Here is a 21892-nt window from a genome sequence, read left to right as displayed (position 1 = left end):
TCTGAAAGATCGTTATGCTACTTCTCTACTTTTTCGGAATCCTGACGGTAGTCTTTTTTTTGGTTTTTGCCAAGACCAGCCAATCTCTTTCAGAATATTCGATATTTGACTTGTTCCATATTTCACACCAAACTCTTTCTCAATTACTGCTTGAACTCTAATTAGAGTCCATATATCTCCTTTAAAGCCATAATACTCTGCTCCTTTTTTCAATTTTTCACCTAAGTCTAATTTATTCTCTTTGCTTAAACGGGGAGTAGCACCTCTATTTCCTCCGTCATAAACAGGAATTTCACCACTCAGATGATAGTTTTTAAGAATTTGACTAACTCTACTTTCTGATAATTCTAGAACTTTAGCTATTTGATATTGCCTCATGCCTTGATCTGAAAGTCTACATACAGTCTTCCATTGATATGATATTAATTCTTTCATCTTATCTCTTTATCAGAGATAACAGATTCATTCAACAATTGGATCATCTATAAAAGAGGTGTAAAGAGAATGTAGTTTAGTTATCCATTTTATTGAGGATAATTTTTACCCTTTTTCATAAAGCTAAATTTTGGTATGTCTTTTTTTTAGGACGAGACATAATATATAAAAAAACGTCCAAGCCGATTTCTCAGCTTGGACGTTTTATATTTTTAGATCAAATGATCAAGAAGTCAAATTAAGCTTGTACTTCAGCGTCATCAGTTTGCTCTTCCTCTCTCAACTTATCGTGGTCAGTAGTTGAGTAAACGATTGGAGAAGCGATGAACAATGATGAGTAAGTACCTGCAATGATACCAACGATCAATGCGAATGAGAATCCTCTCAATACTTCACCACCAAAGAAGAACAAGATAAGAACTACTAGTAAAGTAGTGAATGACGTTACCAACGTACGGTTAAGCGTACTGTTCAAAGCAGCGTTCATTACTTTTGATACAGGAGATGTAGTATCTAATGAGAACTCTTCACGAATACGGTCGAATACAACCACTGTATCGTTGATAGAGTAACCTACTACTGTAAGCAATGCCGCTACAAATACTTGGTCAATTTCGAAAGCGAAACCTAATACATCTGCAATAGCGAAGATAGAGAATACTACCAATACGTCATGAACCAATGCAGCCCATGCACCCATACCGAATCTCCATTGTCCGAAACGAAGAGTGATGTATAGGAAGATAGCAGCCAAGGCAAACAATGTAGCCTCAATAGCTGAAGCTTTCATGTCGTCTGCAATAACAGCACCTACTTTAGATGTAGAAGGAATAACGAAAGTACCTTCAATAATTTGATCACCTTTTTCGTATTTCTTACCTGAAATCTTCTCAATTGCAGTAGCAATTGCATTTAATGATTTAGTATCAGCATCTTCAGAAGTTTCATCTACCAAGTAGTTGGTAGTGATTTTCAATGTATGGTTGTTACCGTAAGTCTTAGCGTCAACAGAAACAGCATCTTCAGCACCTTGACTCAACTCTTTAGATACAGCTACTTTGTAATCAGAAGCAACAACATTGTTTCCTTCCTCAAATGCAACAATGTAAGAACGACCTCCTTGGAAGTCTACACCTAGGTTCAAGCCATTCATGAATGTCAAGCCCATACCAACTACGATCAAGATCAATGAGCCAACATAAGCAATCTTACGTTTTCCGATGAAGTCGATGTCGTATTTCTTGATTTCTTTAACGATAGAAATCTTGAAGTTAGAAGCATCGCCATTTTTCTTAGTCCACATGTGCACCAATACTCTAGATACGAATACGGCAGTGAAGAATGAACAAAGAATACCGATGATCAATGTAGTAGCGAAACCTTTGATTGGTCCAGAACCGAAGATTACCAAGAAGATTGCAGTAAGCAAAGTAGTAATGTTGGCATCAAAGATTGACCAGAATGCTTTTCCGTAACCCAATTCGATAGCTTTCAACAAGCCAGCACCTTTTGCTTTTTCTTCTCTAATTCTTTCGAAGATAAGTACGTTAGCATCGACAGACATACCGAATGTCAATACGATACCTGCAATACCAGGAAGCGTAAGAGCTGCACCCATAGATGCAAGTACTCCGAAGATGAAGAATACGTTCAATAACAATGCTGCGTTAGCGATCAAACCAGCGTTAGCGTAGTAGATCAACATAAACACGATTACTGCAGCCAAACCTACCAAAATAGAGATTAGACCTTGTGCTTGTGCTTCTTTACCTAGTGTAGGACCTACAACAACTTCTTCAACAATTTGAGTTGGAGCAGGAAGTTTACCCGCTTTCAATACGTTTGCAAGGTCATTAGTTTCTTCTAAAGTGAAGTTACCAGTGATTTCTGATCTTCCTTCTCCGATTTCTGATTGTACAGTTGGAGCAGTATATACAAGGTTATCAAGAACGATAGCAACTCTTCTACCCAAGTTAGCACCTGTCAATTTCTTCCAGATACGTCCACCTTCTGGGTTCATAGACATAGAAACTGCAGGACGTCCCATTTGGTCTCTTGAAGCAAAAGCATCAGCAACATATTCTCCAGTAAGAGGAGCACCTTTCATTCCTTTTTTCACAGGAACAAGCTCGAAGAAGTCTTTTCCACCTTGTGACATGTTTGGCTTGTTACTCCACAAGAATTTCATGTCTCTTGGAAGAAGAGAAGCAATTTGCTTGTCAACTAAGAATGCATTTACTTCAGCAGTATCTGCAGTAGCAAATAACATAGCACCGTATGGAGTAGGTAGCATCTTAGCGAAGATAGGAGACAATTGTTGCTCTGGAGCTACAGCAGCAGTGTCAGCTTCTGCAGTTGCAGAGTCACCTTCAGCACCTTCAAATAGACTTGAATCTTCAGCTTTTTCTTCTTTAGCTTCTGGCTCAGCAGCATCGTCTGATTTTGGAGCCATGTTAGCCATCCAGTATTCGTTAGCTTTTGCAAGCATTGGAGAAACTTCTTGTGCGTTATATACTTCCAAGAACTCCAATTTAGCTACACCAGAAAGAAGCTTACGAACACGCTCAGGGTTAGAAACACCTGGTAATTCCAATTGGATACGGTCAGTACCTTGAACTCTTTGAATGTTTGGTGAAACAACACCGAAACGGTCAATACGATTACGGATTACTTCTTCCGCACGGCCTACAGCACCATCTACTTCACCACGAACAACGTCTTTTACCTCTTGGTTACTAGAGTTGAAGTTGATTCTGTCACGGTTAGTAGCGTTTGCAAAGAAGTTTGCAAAAGGCTCTCCGTTTGCTTCTTCTTCTAAAGCGTCAAAGAACAAATCAGTGAAAGTTGCTTGGCTATTCGCAAGACCAGCTTGAGCAGCAACCAATGCTTTACCAAAACGAGGATCAGAAGCATTAGGACCAGCATAAGCTTTCAACATTTCTGCAGGATTCACTTGAAGTGTCACGTGCATACCACCTTGAAGGTCAAGACCAAGAGCAATTTTCATTTCTTGCACTTCGCCATTTGTATATCCAAATAATCTTGGCTCATTTGAGATTGAGTCTAAGTAGAACTGTTTTTTTTGGTAGTCTACTTGTCCTTTTTCGTTTCTAGCGAATTCGTCAGCCTCTGATTCAATACTGTTAGAGACGTACGTAAACGATAGATAGAAAGCACATAGTACAGCAAGTACTATTGCGATAAAGTTAATTCCACCTTTATTACGCATGATAAAATAATATTAATTAAAACGGATGTTTTCGATATATATGAATGACTTATACTCAGCTTGAGCATAAGATGTATTCCAATAAATGAAATGTGTAGAGATTTGCCTTTTCAGAGATGAATGGCAAAAGATAAGTGAGTAAGCTTAAAAATTATGGGGCGTTGGTTACGATAAAGTATTCGAACAAACGCTGGTAGTAATCCAATGTAGCTGGATGTACCAAAAAGTTTATTGTAGGATTGACTACAAGGTCAATAATGAAATCTGTGTTGAATTGAAGTAAGGCTTCATCAAAACTTGTTTCCCACATGATTTGGAGTGATGAAGACGTATAAGTGTAAGCATCCACATAACTTTGAAGTTCTGGAAACTCTTCATCTTTTTCATCTTCTTGGGAAAGCACGATTTGAGTAGGTGAACTTTGATAAATACAAGTCACCCCAATGCCGACAGAACTCAGCATTAGAAAAAATAGCACTATGGCTTTTGAAGATATCGTGATATGGTTTATCCCTTTTTGCATCCAACTGCGAATTTAAGAGTAATTTACAATTACACAAAATCCATTTCATCTTAAAAGGGATAAAATGACACTTCAATGTAAGCTTATTTGATAAAAAGAAAATACAATTCTACTAATTCCCACTTGATCTGCTTTTTATCCTAGTAAAAAATTAAGTCCCTAAAAGTAGTTCACTTTTAGGGACTTAATAAAGGCTAGCAGTCAATCTTAGGACAAGGAAGTGCATCGCCTGGTTTCCACTTGGCTCTTTTCTTTTGTGGGTTTGAAGCACAAGCAGTTATTAACAATAAACTTCCAATAAGTAGAAGAAATCTTTTATAATTTATTCTCTTTAAATTCATAAATATCAGATTTGAATAATTTCAGCTAAATTTGTCGCTAAAGATTGGGTTGTGCAAATTTTTCTCCAAAGCTGTTCATCCTTCTATCAAATTACATACTATCAATACACAAGAAGTCGTAGTCTTATGCAAAAAATTACTGCAAACTTAATTGACATACCTAAACAAAGTATCTATCCTGCTGAAGTCCTTTTTGAGAGTGGACGTATCATTGAAATCAACGAACTTCCTGAAAATACTGAGCTAGAAGGATACATTATGCCGGGCTTTGTAGATGCTCATGTGCATATTGAAAGTTCGATGCTAGTTCCTTCTGAGTTTGCACGACTAGCAGTATTACACGGGACGGTAGCTACTGTTTCTGACCCTCATGAGATTGCAAATGTAAATGGTATAGAAGGGGTGGAGTTTATGATTGAAAATGGGAAAAAAGTACCATTGAAATTTTACTTTGGAGCACCTTCTTGTGTTCCTGCTACCAATTTTGAGACTGCGGGAGCAAATATTGGCCCCGATGGAATTCGTCAACTTTTAGAAAGAGATGATATTGTCTATTTGGCTGAAATGATGAATTTTCCTGGGGTGATTTATGGAGATAAAGAAGTACATGAAAAATTAGCAATAGCTAAAGAACTCAGAAAGCCAATTGATGGGCATGCGCCACAAGTACGAGGTGAAGATTTACTGAAATATATTGACGTAGGTATATCAACAGATCATGAATGTACAACTTTTGATGAAGCAAAAGAGAAAATCCAAAACGGAATGTTAGTACAAATCCGTGAAGGCAGTGCCGCAAAAAACTATGAAGCTTTACATGCACTAATTGATGAATATGCTTCACGAATGATGTTTTGTACTGATGACATGCATCCCAATCAATTAATTCATGGACATTTGAATAAATTAGTGGCTAGAGCTATTAATGATGGTCATGAACTTTTTGATGTACTAAATATGGCTTGTGTCAATCCTGTGCTTCATTATAACCTGAATGTAGGTTTATTGAGAGAAAATGATCCAGCCGATTTTATTTTAGTAAAAGACCTTACTTCTTTTGATGTTTTACAAACTTATATTGATGGTGAATTAGTTGCTCAAGAAGGACAGTCATTTATAAAGTCAGTAGAAGTTAAGCCAATCAATAAATTCTATAGTTATGAAGTCAATGCTTCAGACTTTAGAATAAAACCAGAAAGTAAAAACTTGAAAGTTATTCTAGCTGAAGACGGACAACTGATCACAAAAGCGATCCAAGAAAGTGCCTTGATTGAAAATGATAATGTGATTTCAAATTCTTCTGAAGATATTCTCAAATTGACAGTCGTAAACCGTTATTCAAAAGAGAAACCAGCAGTTGCTTTCATCAAAGGTATAGGACTTAAAAATGGAGCGTTAGCATCTAGTATAGCACACGATTCCCACAATATTATTGCAGTAGGGGCTGATGATGAATCATTAGCGAAAGCAGTAAATGAAATTATGAATAATCAAGGAGGTGTAACTGCATTTGATGGAGAAAAAGTACATTCTTTGGCGCTAGGAGTAGCAGGTTTGATGACTGAAGCGGATGCTTTTGAAGTGGCTAAAGATTATGAAGCAATCGTACAAAAAACGAAACAACTTGGGGTAAATCTTCATGATCCTTTTATGACTTTATCATTTATGGCATTACTCGTTATTCCTGAATTAAAACTGTCTGACAAAGGATTATTTGATGGAAAAAGCTTTCAGTTTACATCTGTTTTTGATGCTTAAAAATTTTAAACCGAGCTAGTTTGAGAAAAGACTTTAATTTCATGATGAAAAACTGTTAAAACTAATCTTTAAATCCAACGATAGTACCAAATTAGCTGTCATATAATGTTAAAGATCTTTAGTTCGCTGTTAAATGCAAGAGCTAAAGGAAAAGTGATTATTTATTTATCACACAATTTTAGATATTAGGGAAGAACGGACTTAAAAAGCAATTGTTAACGAAGTTGTACCAACAAACAAGCGTTTTTACTCGTTCAATTAGGTAGTTTTTAAAATCAGGTTTCTATATGAAATTAAGATATAAAGTCATATTCGCATTTCTTTTTATGCCATTTGCAAGTCAACAGCTTATGGCTCAAGAAGAAGTAGTGGAACAAGATTCAGTACAGGCTACACTTGAAATTAGTGAAGATACAAAAGCTTTCATTGAGGCTGAAGGTCTTGAAAGCAAAGACTCTTACCTTAATCAGAGAATTGGAGAACCCCAAGTACAGGTTGAAATGGGGACAAGCGTAGGTTCGATGTGGGGAGGAGGAACCTTTACCAATAACTATGTAGCACCAACTGTAGGTTTGGAAGTTAGTCCTAGAATGTCTGTAGATATCTCTGTGGGTTATTCATATAATACAATGAATGGCTTCGCTCCTTACTATCCTTTTGAGGTTGAAGGGCAGGAAGTTTCGAATAACATGCAAGGACATACCATTGCTACAAGAGTAGGTGTAAACTATAAAGTAAATGAACGTTTGGATGTAAGTGCACATGTCTTTTATGCCCAAAACCAAATGAACAGTGGTGCACCATATCGTGATGGAAATATGAAAGGCTTTGATGTTAGTATGCAATATAAAGTCAATGACAATATCACGATCGGAGGACGATTTATGTATGCTGAAGGAAATGGGATGATGCCAGGTTATGGCTACGGAATGTACGGAAGACCTTATGGTATGTATGGAGGCTTTGGTGGATTCGGCGGATCACCATTTAATAATAGATTTGGAGGAGGATATGGATTTGGTAGTCCATTTTTCCCTTATTAATAATACAACTGTTTAGTATAAAAAAGCCCTCAGAAACGTTACTTTCTGAGGGCTTTTTTTATACCCAAACGAGAAAAAGAAACTATTTTTTATTACTATAAACTTTTCATTCTTTGACTCTTCTCTGTATTGAGTTGTCTGAATGTAAATACTTTATTCTTTTTTAGGGGAAGTTCTTCTATTACTTTTTAACGAATCATTTTTATTATGGAAACAGACCAATTTCAAGATGCCTTATCTAATTTAGATTCTCAACAAATTGAACAACTGACAGGAAAGCTTGATCAATTATCACCTGATGATGTTCTAGAGCTTCAAGCAGAATTATACAGTAGAAATCTAAAGCAACTATACCCTGTTCTGAGGAAATATGTAGAGAAAAAAGGAAGTAATTATTTTGGAATTACTTCAGTTGATATCAAAGAAATGGTAGAACAGAGGTTAGCAATAGGTGAAAACCTTGAAAGTATCAAACTAGATTTCAAAGAAAGAGGTTTTGACATCTTTGAAATCATGAATCAGCAAATAGAGAAAGAAACTGAGGTTTTAGATAAATATGATGACTTGGTAAGTCAAGGTTTTTCAAAAGAAGAGATTTCAGCTCAATTAGGTACTAAAAACCAAAATCATGATCAGCTAGAGCAAAAATCTAAAGAACGTTCCTCTTGGAAGAGAACGCTAGGAATAGCTTTGTTTATTATTGCCATCCTTCGATTAATTATTAGAATTTTTGATTTAAACTAAAATCATGAAACTCATGAAAAAACTTTTTTACTTTCTGATACTATTTTTAATGTCTCACTTAGCTTCTTCACAAGACCGTCAAGGATTATCATTTAGTTTTTCACCTGTTAAGAGTACTGTAAGGTATTTTGAAGCATTAGATGGTGCTGCAAGTACTGATGGTAAGTCTGCAAAATTGTTTGGTGTAAACTATCATCTATTTTTAGGGAAGAAATTCGCTTTGAGGAGTGGATTGAATTATGGAGAACATATTTTAGAAATAACGCCAGCTTTTACAGGAGAAGATCGACCTTCATATGATATAGAAGTGATTCTTTATTCTATACCTGTCTACTTAGATTATTCATTCAATAAATATTTTTACATGGGAGCTGGAGCTTTATTCGACTTTGAATTTAATGGATCTTCGGATAGAGGTTTAGACGATCAAACAGGAATTGGCTTTGGCGGACATTTGGGAACAAAATACCAGATATGGAAGATTTTTGCTTTTGCAGAAGGATTTGTAAGAGCTCATTCTATTTTTCCTCAAGCAAAAACAAATCATCAAGAACACTTGATGGAAAGAGGGTTTAATTTTGGCATTGGATATACGTTCTAACAAGATTAGATTCCACCGAAAAATATGGTTCTGATTTTTTATTCTCAAAAAATAGATTCACGTTACAACCATCGCTTCTAAAGTACTGTCTTAATGAGTGTAAACGATTTTTTATTCTGAAAACTAAACCATATTTCTCATGAAAAGACTATGCTATTTTCTACCTCTATTACTTCTCTTATTCGCTTGTGATGAAAGTAGTCAATTAGAAGATAAGGCTGATTTGGAAAAGCTATATGCACAAATTGTCGAACTCTCTGAAAGTGTTCCTTGTGAAAATGCAGATGATTGGAGGTTCACCTCATTTGGTGAGTCCCTATGTGGAGGACCGAAGGGGTATATCCCTTATGCAAGTTCGATTGACACTGTAAGCTTCTTAATGCTTGTTGAATTGTACACAAACAAAGAGATATCTTATAATGCTAAGTATGAGGGAGTTCAAATTTGTCAATTTGTATATTATACTTATCCTTTGGGTGTTGAATGTGTAGAAGGTAAAGCTGAAATTATCTATAATAATGATTTATGGGAAATGTGTAGCGGAAGTGAAAAAGGACATTTGATCAGTAATCAATATTGTTACGAATCAACATATACAGAAGGATACGAAATTGAAGATGCTGTCATTGAAGGTGACTCTCTTTCATTTACGCTACATTCAAGCGGCTGTGATGGAAATTCTTGGGAAGTAGCTTTGATTGACTCAGAGGTAATCGCAGAATCTTATCCTGTACAGCGGTATTTCAAAGTCAGCTTAACAAATACAGAAGCTTGTTTTGCAGTTATTTCAAAGACCTATACTATTGATATTTCTGCTCTCAAAAATGACTCCGATAAAACCATACTTCATATCGAAGGACTAGAGGAATCTCTTTTATATGAATAGTGGATGAAATTATTCATCTATTTTGATTTTTTAAGAGTCTTCTAGAACTCAGTGAACTCTGATTATCAGTCCAGTCGTTTCACTAAGGAAGGCTTACAAAATTCTGTGATATTAGTCATTTAATAAGCCATCTTTCACAGCTAATTTTACGCCCGAAATAGAGACATTCTATTGTGTCTGATTAAAACGTGAATTAGAGCATACTTCTAAGACAAACATAAAGATGAATAAAAAAGCTATTCTGATGATCCTTGACGGGTGGGGTCATGCAACTGACAAATCCGTTTCAGCTATCGACGCAGCGAACACTCCTTTTATTGATTCTCTTTACAAAAAATATAAAAACTCTGAACTTGAGGCATCAGGCCTAGCGGTAGGTCTTCCTGAAGGACAAATGGGTAACTCTGAGGTAGGTCACATGAACTTGGGTGCAGGTCGTGTGGTATACCAAATGTTGGTTCGTATCAACAAAGCTGTTGAGGATGGATCAATTGCAAAGATTGACAAATTAGTAGAAGCATTTGACTATGCGAAAGCTAATGGTAAGAAGGTTCACTTCATGGGACTTGTTTCTGATGGTGGTGTTCACTCTCACATCAATCACTTGAAAGGTCTTCTGACAGCAGCAAATGATGCTGGTGTTGAAGATGTTTTCGTACATGCTTTCACTGACGGTCGTGATTGTGACCCTATGTCAGGTAAAGGATTCATCGAAGACTTGAATGCGCACATCGCGAATACAACAGGTAAATTGGCTACATTGATTGGTCGTTACTACTCAATGGACCGTGATAACCGTTGGGAGCGTGTGAAGTTGGCTTATGATGTGATGGTAAAAGCTGAAGGTACTGTTGTTGCAGATGCAGCTGCTGGTATCCAAGCTTCTTATGACGAAGGCGTAACTGACGAATTCATCAAGCCAATGGTAATCGAAGGTGTAGATGGTAAAATTGAAGAAGGCGATGTAGTAATCTGCTTCAACTTCCGTACTGACCGTGGTCGTGAGATTTCTCAAGCGCTAACGCAAATTGATTACCCAGAGCAAGATATGAAAGCATTGGATGTAAAATACATCACAATGACTAAATATGATGATAAGTTCAAGAATGTAGGTGTTCTTTTCGAGAAAGAAAATATCACTAAAACTCTTGGAGAGGTATTGGAAGCAGCTGGTAAAAAACAAATCCGTATTGCTGAAACTGAGAAATACCCTCACGTTACATTCTTCTTCTCAGGAGGACGTGAAGAGGAGTTTGAAGGTGAAAAGCGTTTGCTTTGTCCATCTCCAAAAGTGGCTACTTATGATCTAAAACCGGAAATGAGTGCTGAAGATATTCGTGATGCAATCATTCCTGAGTTACAAAAAGGTGAAGCGGACTTTGTATGTTTGAACTTCGCAAACCCAGATATGGTAGGCCACACAGGTGTGTTTGAAGCAGCTATCAAAGCATGTGAAACTGTTGACGCTTGTGCAAAAGCAGTTATCGAGACAGGTTTGGATAATGGATATTCTACATTCGTGATTGCTGACCACGGTAACTCAGATATGATGAAGAATCCTGACGGATCTCCAAACACAGCTCATACAACGAACTTGGTACCATGTATCTTTGTTGATCCTGATTTTGATGGAGAGATCAAAGATGGTAAGTTAGGTGATATGGCTCCTACAATCTTGAAAGTAGTTGGAGTAGATCAGCCAGAAGAAATGACAGGAGAGTGTTTGATCTAATTGAATCGAACTTCTGAAAAATCAAATATATGGAGCTAATAGGCTCTAAAAAACAAAATCGGTGCTGTAAATATTCAGCACCGATTTTTTTGTTCTTTATAATAAAGGCTAAAAGAATAACACTTTTAATAAGTTATCCTCTTTTACTTAATTCATCTCTGATTGTAGCAGCCCTTTCGTAGTCTTCTTTTTCGATGGCTTTCTCCATCATCTGACGAAGTTGCTCAGTAGGAAGTTTCTTCAAGTCCTCTTTAGAAAATTCTTGAATCGGAGCAGATTCTTGGTAAGCTTCAACAGTTGGTTCAGATTCTATCTCTTCAGTAAGGTCGTCAACCTCTTCCTCTTCTTCTAACTCATCTAATCTGATACCAGCTTCTTTAAGAACTGTTTCAGCAGCAAAGATCGGTGCTTTAAATCGAACAGCTAATGCCACAGCATCAGAAGGTCTAGCATCCATTTCTGTTACTTTGCCATTTTCGTCTGCGCAACGAATTGTAGCATAAAAAACCCCTTCTTTGAGGTTCGAAATAATGATTTCTTCTATATGAATGTTGAATTCTAGGGCAAACGCCTTGAATAAGTCATGTGTCATCGGTCGGTTTGCCACAATTTGCTCCATCTCTAGAGCTATTGCTTGAGCTTCAAACATACCTATAATGATAGGGAGTCTTCTGTTGCCTTCCGTTTCTCCTAATACCAATGCAAAGGAGCCAGACTGTGTATGACTCGGAGATAATCCTAGAATCTTAAGTTTTACCTTGTCCAATGTAACTACCGCTTTAATTCCTCCTACAAAAGTAAGTATAAAAAGCTAAATTCCGAACCATTCTAACTTGAGCTGAAAGAAAGCGCTTAGAAATTCATGATTATCTTATCATTATTCCATAAAAGCACTAACTATGAGCTTTTTTAAATCAAAATAGATGAGTTAGAAATAGAATACAGATTAGCTAACTTAAATCACTTCAAGTTCAATTTAGTAAAACCTTTTAATTTAATACCTCAAAATCATTTTTAAGTTGTAAAAACGTTGAGATAAACTGTTTGGAACTGCAACTTGAAAGCCATCAATGGTATCAACCCAAGTAAAAGATAGATTATTGTTTGACCCAAGAAGGTTTAAAACTTCAACTCCTACCCAAATAGACTCCATGAAAGCATCACTTTCTTTGAATTCAAATATTTTGGAGAATCCAATATCAACACGTTGATAGTCTGTATTGGCTGAGTAAGCATTCCGATTTTCAATGTCGCCAGGTATACCATAAGGTAAACCAGAACCATACATAGCCCTCAGATACATTCTTATTGTAGGGTTATTAGGTAAATGATCTTGGAAAAACATATTGAATGTAATTCTTTGATCTGATGGTCTTCTGACCCAACCTTTATCTACACCTTCTATTTTTTCTCTTGCGGTGAGAATACTTAATCCTAACCATGATTCTGCACCAGGAATAAACTCACCACTTACACGAATGTCTGTTCCCAGAATGTGACCGATAGCATTATTTTCACCCTGATATTTGAGGCGAACATTATCTACTTCATAAGGAATCAAGTTCCATAAATATTTATAGTAACTTTCAACAATTAACTTGAAAGGACGTCCCCATTGAGTGAAATTATAATCAAAACCAAGAATTGCGTGGGCTGAAGATTGAGCTTTGATATTTTCATTTAAAGAACCATCAGGGTATCGCATTTCTCTATAAAATGCAGGTTGGTGGTAAATACCTGTTGAAGCTCTCCAAACAATATCCTTTTCCCATTCAGGTTTGAAGGAATACTGAACCCTTGGGCTCCAAACAGTTTCGTTAGAGTAATTCCAGTAATTCATTCTGAGGCCATAAATGAGTTGATGTTTGTCCCAAAAGTGAGAGTGTTGGTAATAAGCACTCAAGCGATCGCTTTTGACTTGATTTTTTGCATTGATGACGTCTTTATATTCAGTGACATATCCTGCAGAATCTATGAAAGCATATTCATTGATCTTGTCATCTATATTTTCATGATCATAGCGTACACCGAATTCAGAGATTAACTGATCTGTAATTTGCCATTCATTCCTAATTTCAGAAGTAAGAATATAGGCATTTAGTTGATTTCGAGCATATGCATATTCTGTTCCAATACCTAAAACTGTTTCTTTTTCTTCACCAGAGCTTAAGTCTGTTTGCACATCAGAGATACGATAGAAACTTTCTAGATCTATGTATTCCCTTTCTTTTGTAGTCATCCCAGAGGTAATGACTTTCGTGGTGAAGTTATCAGAAAAGTGATGTTGTAGTTTTAATCCGCCTTGAAAAGTGTCATAGTTCAATTGCTCAGTCCCGTCGAAAGCTACCGTAAATTTCATTGCGGAATTCAAGGTTCCAAATTCCGTAGTTCGAGTTTGAGGTGCAGTTTTATATCTATTTTGTGCAAATGAACTTAGAACACTAAGTGTTGTGCGATTTTCATCCCCTTTTTTACCTAGTTTGAAGTTTACAAAAGATTGTACATCAATGTATCTAGGAAGGTATTCTCCTTGTGTATCCAGTGTATTGAGAAGATATTCAGAGTTTTTATTTCTGAATCCTATCATATATGAAATACGGTTGTTTTTTGTACTGCCTTCTAGCTCAAGGCTATTGTTCAGAAGGCTCAAAACAGCCACAGCGCTAAATTCCTTAGGTGTTTTATAGGTGATATCAAGGTTAGAAGAAAGTTTATCTCCGTATTTACTTTGCCAGCCACCAGCGGAGAAATTTACGTGATCAACCATATCTGGATTGACAAAGCTTAAGCCTTCTTGCTGTCCCGATCTGACTAAGAAAGGCCTGTAAACCTGAATGTCATTTACGTAAACCAAATTCTCATCAAAATTTCCACCTCTTACCCGATAGCTAGATGATAATTCATTATTTGAAGTTACTCCCAATCCTCCTGTGACTAATTGTTGGTTGAAGTCCATAAAAGCAGTAGGTACTTTTTTTATATCTTCTCCATCAAGAGTAAGACTTCCAGCTTGATCTCTTGTTTGATCTAATGCAGAGTTTACTTCAACTTCTTCAAGAAGTTTGACCTCAGGTAAAAGCCTAACAGAGAGATTTTGCCTTTGCTTTTTTTCAAGGGTCAGACTTTTTTTTGTGGGCTTAAAGTTAGTGTGCGAAAAAATAACAGTAATCTCAACTTCAGCAGGCACACGAAGTTGATAAAAACCTTTGTCGGTAGATTGTGTTCCTCTTGAGGTTCCTTCTACTGAAATATTTACATACGGAATAGCCTGATTTGTAGTATCGGTTATATAACCTTCAATTACTGCAAATTGGGCTATAGCACTAGCTTGTAAGCCGAAAAATAAAATGGGAAAAAATAGATATCGAAAAATCCTCATAAACAAATGTGAAGTTTGTACAAATCTAATAAATTCTGAAAGGGAATAAAGGCATTGATTTAAATGTTCCTCATAAAAACAATACTACAATTTGTACTAAGCCTTAGGGATTGGCTATTTTCGCGAAGTTTAAATCAAAAAGGAATATGACAAAAGCATTAGACTTTGGTAGCGTAAAGCTCAAACATCTTGCTCTTCATAAAGTAGGAAACAAAATACAGGAAGAAGATTTAGAGTTGTCAGACTTTGAATTGGAAGTTGAAGAAAACAGTCCACTACACAAAAGTCTGATGGCTTATTTCTTGAAACCATTCCGAGAAGGAGGATATTATCACTTTACAGATGAGTCTGAGGACTTGAACTTGAATGAAATGTTCGGTTTTTCAAGAAGACTTTTCAATGATCCATTTGAGCAATTTATGCCACAATCTCGTGAGATTGCAAAGCATCTTTACAATACTTCAACACATCCAAATATCAAAGGCGGTGAGTTTTATGTGGCTTACCTAGAAGATTGTATTGTAGATGGAGAAGTGGTAAATGCGATCGGTTTATTTAAGACAGAAAATAAAGAGAAGTTTCTGAAAGTTAAAGATCAGAAGACAGGAGCGTGGGCCATTGTTCAAGATGAAGGGGCAAATGTAAAGAAACTTGATAAAGGCTGTTTGATCTTTAATTTTGAAGAAGAAAAAGGTTTTAAAATCTGTCTGAAAGATAGTCCTTCTAAAAATGTAGAGGCACAATATTGGAAAGAAAGCTTCTTGAGATTGAAAAAGAGAGAAGATAGTTTTTTCCATACTCAAAACTACCTAAACATCTGTAAGGAGTTTGTAGAGGATGTTTTCAATGAAGAACATAATGTAGAGCGTCCTCAGCAAATGGATATGTTGAATCGTTCAATGAAATTTTTTACTGAAAATGAAGATTTCAATATTGTAGAGTTTGAAAACTCTGTAATGGAAGAGCCTGAGGTAATTGATGCTTTCCAAGAATACAAAGATCAGTATAAAGAAAAAAATGAGGTTCCTGTCTTTGATGAATTCAAGATCAGTTCTACTGCAGTGAAGAAATCAAGAAAAGACTTTAAGTCTGTGATTAAACTGGATAAGAAAATCCAAATAAATGTGGCAGGGAATGAAGAACACATCGAAAAAGGTTTTGATGACGAAAAAGGTATGAGCTATTACATAGTTTATTACAACGAAGAAGAATAGAGTATAACACTGTTCATATTATAAGCTACTTTTAGTTCTCATTTTAGGGAAATAGAAGTAGCTTTTTTCATTTTTAGTATAATTTTCCTTCTGCTAAAATCCTTGATAAACTTGTATTTAAGTGTAGAAAAAACTAATATATCTCTATAAATGAGCGAATAGCTTAGCATACTAATTTTAACCAACTTTTTATTTAACTACATTAGCTATGGGATTTTGGGATAAAGTAAAACAAGTCAAAAATATGGTCACAGGTGGGGCTGCAGAAGTTGTGGTTCTCTTCCATGAAAATGAATTGGAATTAGGTAAGCCTTTTAATATTACAATTAAAGCTCAGGTTAAAGATGTTGATTTAGCCATTGATAAAGTATATCTGAAACTTCGAGCTGAAGAGAGAGTAGAAGGAGAAGGAGTTGAAATTGAATATGAAGAAGGAGAAACTGAAATAGAAAGAGAGATCATTCATCTACGAACTACCACCTATGAAGATAAGCTGATGGTAGAAGGACCAATGACATTAGAGGCACAACAAGTCTATGAGTGGAATGTACAGCTTGTTATTCCTGAAGATTTGAATGGAACTTACAAAGGTAAATTTGCTTGGCACGAATATGCTCTTTTTGCAGGATTAGATGCCGCAGGAAATGATCCAGATTCAGGCTGGGTTCCTTTTGATATTTTCTAATAGAGTTCCACAATCTTTTATACTTGAAACACAGTCTTAACTAGACTAAAAGGCACCTAGCTAAAGTTAGATGCCTTTTTTTACATAATTTATATTTGATCGAGATAGTCTAATAACTTAAACATTCGCTCATTATTGGCTTGGAAATACCTTTTCTCTACTAGAATAGATTCGGCACTCTGAACGTAAGGAGCAGGAATGAGTTCATCAGCACAATTTTTTACAATTTCAGCTACAGAACTTTCTGTTGCTTCAAAGTGAAACTGTAGCCCCAAGACCTTTTCATTATATAAATATGCTTGATTCTTACAGACTGTAGAATGAAAAAGTCTCTTTGAATTTTTAGGTAAATCGAAAGTATCACCATGCCAATGGAAAGCAGTAAACTCCTTATCAAAATCTGATAGAATTGGGTGTTCAGATTCTTTGTAGAGATTTAACCAACCAATTTCTTTTTCTTGATTTGGATAAACTTCAGCGCCTAATACATCAGCAATTAATTGTGCCCCTAAACAAATTCCAATTACTTTTTTATTTGCAGATATTGCTGCTTTGATAAACTCTTTTTCTTCTTTTAGCCAAGGATATTTTCCATAGTCATAAATACCCATAGGCCCTCCCATCACAATCAAGCAATCTAACTCGTCAAGATTTGGGAGTTTAGCATTTTCAAAAAAATTAGTTGAGCTTAATTTATATCCTTTATCGATAATCCAATCTTCAATACATCCTAAACCCTCAAAAGGAACGTGTTGAAAATAATGAAAGTGTCTGTTATTCATTTTAAGTATCAGTTAGCTCAATAATTAGTGACTTTGTAGAAGTAAAAAATCCAATGTAGTCTTTCTTAAAAAGTTAAATATATAAAATGTGGGTTTTCATTTAGTTATATTTGCTTGAAGAAATAGTTCAACTATTTATTTAAATTTTGAATTTTTAAACTTCTAACAATGAAAGTGAGTTTAGAAACTATTCACTTTTACAATTAATGAGTACAAATCACAATGTTTCTTCTTTATAGATATGTAAAGAATTTTTACGTGATAGCTCCAATTCAACAATCAATTCAATTAGTATGAGAATCCAACATTTAGCTTACTTACCATTTTTGCTTTTCCTTTTATTTTCCTGTGAAACAATTGATGACAATAACGACGAACAACCTAAACCTAATGAGGAAGATGAAAAAGAAATTAGCGCTATAAATCAATTTGTATATGATTATATGCGTGAAGATTATTTGTGGTATGATGAATTACCTTCTTCCCCAAAGTTGACCTACTATGAACCTGAAGATTTAGTCAACGAGTTAATCTATAAAGAAAAAGATAGATGGACATACATTATGAAAGACCCTTCAGCAGAAGATGCAGCTGCTAGAACTAATGATGATGACTTGCCTGATGATATTGGTACAGGTGTATTTCCTGGTGGAGATGGCACATCTTATTATGTTGTACTTGTAGCATCTGGAAGTAAAGCTCATGAACAAGGGGTTAGAAGAGGTGATAAAATTCTCAAAGTAAACGGTGCTACTCCTACTGAAAGTAATGTCACGGAGTTATATACTACAGAGGTTGGTAAGTCTTTTACTTTAGAGTTGGAGCCAATTGAAGGAGAGGTTTTTACAGCAACTTTTGAATGTGAGATATTAGATATACCTTATGTTGGTGAGGTTACGGTAAAAGAATTGTCGAATGGAAAAAAGGTGGGTTACTTTTTCTATGAATCTTTTGAAAAGAATTCAGAAGAGCCTTTAAATGAAGCTTTCCAGCAGTTTAAAGATGAAGGTGTAACTGATTTAATTATTGACCTTCGATACAATGGAGGTGGATATTTAGATATCTGTCAGCAAATTGGAAGTTTGTGTTATGATAAAGCAGGTTCATCGGATGTCTTCTTGAAGTTAGTTGGAAATGATAACAGTGATAATAACGAAGATACAATTCCTTTCAGAAATGACTTGGCTGCAGCTCTAAATGTGAACTCGATTGTTTTTATCACAACACAATTTTCAGCATCGGCAAGTGAAGCGCTCATCAATGGTTTGAAGCCTTATGTGAATGATGTTAAAATTGTAGGAGGGCAGTCTCACGGAAAATATGTGGGCTCTGTTGTCTTGAATGAAGAAGGGTATTTCTTTTTCCCAATCACATTTAAGGTTGCTAATGTAGATGGCGTATCGGACTATGAAGATGGACTTATGCCAGATTTAAATGCTGAGCAGTTTAACTATGTAAATGTGGCCTTGACGAATGAAGAAATTGGTCTTTACGCTTATTCTCTTTTCTATTTAGAAAATAATTATTGGCCGACTTTAGATGATAGAGGTGTAATATTAGATTATCAAACAGCCTCTGTAAGTCGTCGTCAAACTGAGAAATCTTACAAAGTAGCTTCAGCGAAGTTTCCTAAAAGAAAACAACAGTTTATCAGATAAAATAATAATCCCCACTTTTTTGAAAAGAAGTGGGGATTAGTTTTTAATAGTGAAAATCAACGATCACATATGTTTTTTTTCCTCCAGGAGTCATAACATCGGTCTCATCTCCTTTCTTCAGATTTACTAATGCACTCCCGATTGGCGAATCGATACTTAGCTTTCCATTTTTAATATCAGCTTCATCAGAACCTACCAAATGAAAAGTTAACTGATGATTTGTAGCTTTATCTTTAAAAGTTACGACAGCACCAAAAAGAATTTCGTCTTTATCTTTAACTATATTATCAGCGATTTTAACCGTATTTATCCTTTTAGAAATAAAACGGATTTTGCTATCTAATTCTCTAAGTCTTTTTTTACCGTAAATATATTCGGCATTTTCAGAGCGGTCTCCCATTGCAGCAGCTTCAGATACAGCGTCAACTACTCTTCCTCTTTCTTTCCAAAGGTCTTCAAGCTCTTTGTTTAGGGCTTCAAAACCTTCAGGTGTGATGTAATTCATCATATGCTCAAATTCTTTAATCTATTTTCTCAAAATAAGAATCAAGTCAATTAAAATCCAATAAAAGTGCTCTGATTATTTTGCTGTTAAATAATGGATATTTATATGCCTTGATTAATCTTTTTTTCTTGTCAATAATAGCTAATCACTCCAACAGACAAGAACTTCTTGCGTAAGTTTTCCTGTCTAATAAAACTCAAACATACTTCTTATGAATTATAAAACAAATTACCTGTCGAACGAAGAAATTTGGAAGCAAAGCAATAGATTAATGAAATCTATCAAAAGATTTCAGAATACACTGTATGCTATTGGAATGGGATTAGTGATATGGGGAGTTCATGGTGTTTATCTAAATGGAGGAATCTTTTAAAAATGATACTTCTTTTAAAGAAGTGTCATTTTTATTCGGACATCAGTATAATTTTGAAATCTATACTGATGCAATGCCAATATAAAAACTGACTTTTTTTCTTGATACAAGTATGATAGCTTAAAGTTACAAAAGCTGTATCATGGACTACTTTATCTACTCATTACTTAGTTTTGCTTTATTGTCACCTTCATCTATCGGGAAATTCTGGACTCATGAGAATACTATTGATCAAGAGCTTTACCAGCAAGTTATTTCTGAATATGAAAATCATACCCATTTACTAGATAATCACGACTACGTTGTGGCTATTGACTTGACGAAACCTTCTTTTGTAAGAAGGTTCTATTTAATAGATTTAAAAAAGCAGTCTGTTGAGTCATTCTTTACTACTCACGGACATGGCGGAAGTAAAGGGAATATTTTTACACCAAAAATTTCAAATATTCCAGCATCTAATTGTTCTGTAGATGGAGCCTTAAAAACTGCTGAAGTTTATAAAGGCAAATATGGAAGGAGTTTAAGATTGGAAGGAATTTGGGAAAGAAATACAAATACTAGAAAGAGAGATATTGTTATTCACCCTGCATATTATGCGAGTAGTTTATCTATTTATCAAAACCTTTGGGAAGAGGGTTTGCCACGGCTAGGGGAAAGTCAAGGTTGTCCTGCACTACCTCCAAGAGATGCACAAGAAATTATCACTAAAATAAAAGAAGGTGCATTGATCTATATCCATTCCAATGAATTGGAAGATTCTACTTCTAATATTGGGAGAAAGCCAATTGTTGTGGAAAATTGAATGATGCGAAATGTTATTTTTTCAATAAAAATGTAGAATTGAAAGCCGAATAAGATCCAAATCCTTAATTTTGAAAAATTGATAAATTGAAATTTAGGTGATTATGATAAAAGCATGGTTACAAGCCTTCAGATTAAGGACCTTACCTTTGGCCTTATCTTGTATAGGTATGGGATCATTTTTGGCAGCACAGCAAGGTAGTTTTAGAGGAGATGTATTAGGGCTGTGTATTTTAACGACAATTTTTTTGCAAATCCTTTCAAATCTTGCCAATGATTATGGTGATTCAGTGCATGGGGCTGATAGCGAAGAAAGAGAAGGACCTTCCAGAATGGTACAAACGGGTGTGATTTCACTTTCAGCTATGAAGAAGGCAATGATCATCTTTACAATTCTATCTTTAGTTTCAGGGATTAGCCTTTTGGTGGTAAGCCTTGGTTCAGGAATGGCTCTTTGGTTATTTCTAGGTCTAGGTATTTTGAGTATTATAGCTGCAATTACATATACTGCAGGTTCAAATCCTTATGGATATGCCGGATTAGGTGATATATCTGTTCTAATCTTTTTTGGTTTAGTAGGCGTTTTAGGGACTTACTACCTACATGCTCAATCATTTTCATACAATCTTGTTTTACCCGCTCTTAGTTGTGGCTTTTTTGCGACTGCAGTTTTGAATGTGAATAATGTAAGAGATATAGAGTCTGATAAACTTGCAGGGAAAAGATCTATTCCTGTGAGAATCGGGAGAAAAAATGCTGTAATCTATCATTGGGTACTAATATTAGGTGGATTAATCTGTACAACAGTTTATGTTTTGCAAAATTACACTAATCCTTGGCAATTTTTGTTCTTAGCCTCTGCTCCATTATTATTAAAAAATGGATTTGCAGTGCAAAAATATACTTCTCCAAAAGATTTAGATCCATATTTAAAGCAGATGGCTCTTTCAACTTTAGTCTTTGTCTTACTTTTTGGAATCGGTGGACTGATCTGAAGTTAAAATTACCTCTTTTAAAGTCTCTTATGAATCTGTTCATAAGAGACTTTTTTATTTCCTAAAATACAAATCAATAGATTTAATGTTAAAATAAGTTAAAATATATAAATCCTACATTTACACTTATTGTAAGTAAGGGAATGATGTCGGCTAAACACTTTATGTATAAACCTTATTTCACAAAAGTTTAAAATGATATAAAATG

Annotated in this window: 19 protein-coding genes; 12 read left to right on the top strand and 7 right to left on the bottom strand. The window is 35.3% G+C overall.

The window, feature by feature from the left end; translation table 11 throughout:
• Window positions 1-12: 12 nt before the first annotated feature.
• The 3 genes from BC781_RS09120 to BC781_RS09110 all read right to left on the bottom strand — a co-directional run bounded on the left by BC781_RS09120 (window position 13) and on the right by BC781_RS09110 (window position 4187).
• Entirely contained in the window at window positions 13-435 is a 423-nt protein-coding gene (locus BC781_RS09120) for a helix-turn-helix domain-containing protein (protein WP_109616932.1), read from the bottom strand.
• Window positions 436-673: 238 nt separating this feature from the next.
• Window positions 674-3664 carry a protein translocase subunit SecDF gene (secDF, locus tag BC781_RS09115; RefSeq protein ID WP_109616931.1) on the bottom strand — a complete coding sequence of 997 codons (2991 nt, stop codon included), beginning with the start codon at window positions 3662-3664 and terminating at the stop codon, window positions 674-676.
• Between the two features lie 151 nt (window positions 3665-3815).
• On the bottom strand, window positions 3816-4187 hold the full coding sequence (locus BC781_RS09110) for a hypothetical protein (RefSeq protein ID WP_146201657.1): 372 nt from the start codon (window positions 4185-4187) through the stop codon (window positions 3816-3818).
• Window positions 4188-4654: 467 nt separating this feature from the next.
• Between BC781_RS09110 and ade the strand changes: the two genes are divergently transcribed.
• The 6 genes from ade to gpmI all read left to right on the top strand — a co-directional run bounded on the left by ade (window position 4655) and on the right by gpmI (window position 11292).
• Window positions 4655-6286, top strand: a complete 1632-nt coding sequence (gene ade / locus BC781_RS09105) for an adenine deaminase (RefSeq protein WP_109616929.1) — start codon at window positions 4655-4657, stop codon at window positions 6284-6286.
• Between the two features lie 287 nt (window positions 6287-6573).
• Window positions 6574-7329 carry a hypothetical protein gene (locus BC781_RS09100; RefSeq protein ID WP_146201656.1) on the top strand — a complete coding sequence of 252 codons (756 nt, stop codon included), beginning with the start codon at window positions 6574-6576 and terminating at the stop codon, window positions 7327-7329.
• Window positions 7330-7536: 207 nt separating this feature from the next.
• Window positions 7537-8073 carry a hypothetical protein gene (locus BC781_RS09095; RefSeq protein WP_109616927.1) on the top strand — a complete coding sequence of 179 codons (537 nt, stop codon included), beginning with the start codon at window positions 7537-7539 and terminating at the stop codon, window positions 8071-8073.
• 13 nt (window positions 8074-8086) lie between these two features.
• Window positions 8087-8674, top strand: coding sequence for an outer membrane beta-barrel protein (locus BC781_RS09090; protein WP_158281431.1), 588 nt, complete (start codon window positions 8087-8089; stop codon window positions 8672-8674).
• 139 nt (window positions 8675-8813) lie between these two features.
• Complete coding sequence (locus tag BC781_RS09085; protein WP_109616925.1) at window positions 8814-9560, top strand: hypothetical protein; 747 nt, start codon at window positions 8814-8816, stop codon at window positions 9558-9560.
• Window positions 9561-9783: 223 nt separating this feature from the next.
• On the top strand, window positions 9784-11292 hold the full coding sequence (gpmI, locus tag BC781_RS09080; RefSeq protein WP_109616924.1) for a 2,3-bisphosphoglycerate-independent phosphoglycerate mutase: 1509 nt from the start codon (window positions 9784-9786) through the stop codon (window positions 11290-11292).
• A gap of 133 nt (window positions 11293-11425) precedes the next feature.
• Here the strand turns inward: gpmI and BC781_RS09075 are convergent, their stop codons facing one another.
• Window positions 11426-12058, bottom strand: coding sequence for a bifunctional nuclease family protein (locus BC781_RS09075; RefSeq protein ID WP_109616923.1), 633 nt, complete (start codon window positions 12056-12058; stop codon window positions 11426-11428).
• 228 nt (window positions 12059-12286) lie between these two features.
• Entirely contained in the window at window positions 12287-14671 is a 2385-nt protein-coding gene (locus BC781_RS09070) for a TonB-dependent receptor (RefSeq protein WP_109616922.1), read from the bottom strand.
• Window positions 14672-14817: 146 nt separating this feature from the next.
• Between BC781_RS09070 and BC781_RS09065 the strand changes: the two genes are divergently transcribed.
• Both BC781_RS09065 and BC781_RS09060 read left to right on the top strand, forming a co-directional pair.
• A complete protein-coding gene (locus tag BC781_RS09065) occupies window positions 14818-15885 on the top strand; it encodes a nucleoid-associated protein (RefSeq protein WP_109616921.1) in 1068 nt (355 codons plus the stop codon).
• Window positions 15886-16093: 208 nt separating this feature from the next.
• Complete coding sequence (locus BC781_RS09060; RefSeq protein WP_109616920.1) at window positions 16094-16570, top strand: sporulation protein; 477 nt, start codon at window positions 16094-16096, stop codon at window positions 16568-16570.
• An 89-nt stretch (window positions 16571-16659) separates the two neighbouring features.
• Here the strand turns inward: BC781_RS09060 and BC781_RS09055 are convergent, their stop codons facing one another.
• Complete coding sequence (locus tag BC781_RS09055; RefSeq protein WP_109616919.1) at window positions 16660-17352, bottom strand: type 1 glutamine amidotransferase; 693 nt, start codon at window positions 17350-17352, stop codon at window positions 16660-16662.
• A 293-nt stretch (window positions 17353-17645) separates the two neighbouring features.
• Between BC781_RS09055 and BC781_RS09050 the strand changes: the two genes are divergently transcribed.
• Window positions 17646-19010: a S41 family peptidase gene (locus tag BC781_RS09050; protein WP_109616918.1), complete on the top strand. Its 1365-nt coding sequence runs from the start codon at window positions 17646-17648 to the stop codon at window positions 19008-19010.
• Window positions 19011-19053: 43 nt separating this feature from the next.
• Here the strand turns inward: BC781_RS09050 and BC781_RS09045 are convergent, their stop codons facing one another.
• On the bottom strand, window positions 19054-19518 hold the full coding sequence (locus BC781_RS09045; protein ID WP_109616917.1) for a GreA/GreB family elongation factor: 465 nt from the start codon (window positions 19516-19518) through the stop codon (window positions 19054-19056).
• Between the two features lie 208 nt (window positions 19519-19726).
• On the opposite strand from BC781_RS09045, the gene BC781_RS25480 reads away from it, so the two are divergent.
• From BC781_RS25480 to BC781_RS09035, 3 genes are all read left to right on the top strand, one after another.
• The gene (locus BC781_RS25480; protein WP_158281430.1) at window positions 19727-19888 is read left to right on the top strand and encodes a hypothetical protein; all 162 of its coding nucleotides are present in this window, start codon (window positions 19727-19729) and stop codon (window positions 19886-19888) included.
• Window positions 19889-20030: 142 nt separating this feature from the next.
• Window positions 20031-20690 carry a murein L,D-transpeptidase catalytic domain-containing protein gene (locus tag BC781_RS09040; protein WP_109616916.1) on the top strand — a complete coding sequence of 220 codons (660 nt, stop codon included), beginning with the start codon at window positions 20031-20033 and terminating at the stop codon, window positions 20688-20690.
• Window positions 20691-20793: 103 nt separating this feature from the next.
• Window positions 20794-21684, top strand: coding sequence for a 1,4-dihydroxy-2-naphthoate polyprenyltransferase (locus tag BC781_RS09035; RefSeq protein ID WP_109616915.1), 891 nt, complete (start codon window positions 20794-20796; stop codon window positions 21682-21684).
• Window positions 21685-21892: the final 208 nt, after the last annotated feature.

The organism is Sediminitomix flava (assembly GCF_003149185.1).
Lineage (GTDB): Bacteria > Bacteroidota > Bacteroidia > Cytophagales > Flammeovirgaceae > Sediminitomix > Sediminitomix flava.
The sequence above is the reverse complement of the archived record's forward strand: the minus strand, read 5'-3'. Positions and strand labels throughout refer to the sequence as shown.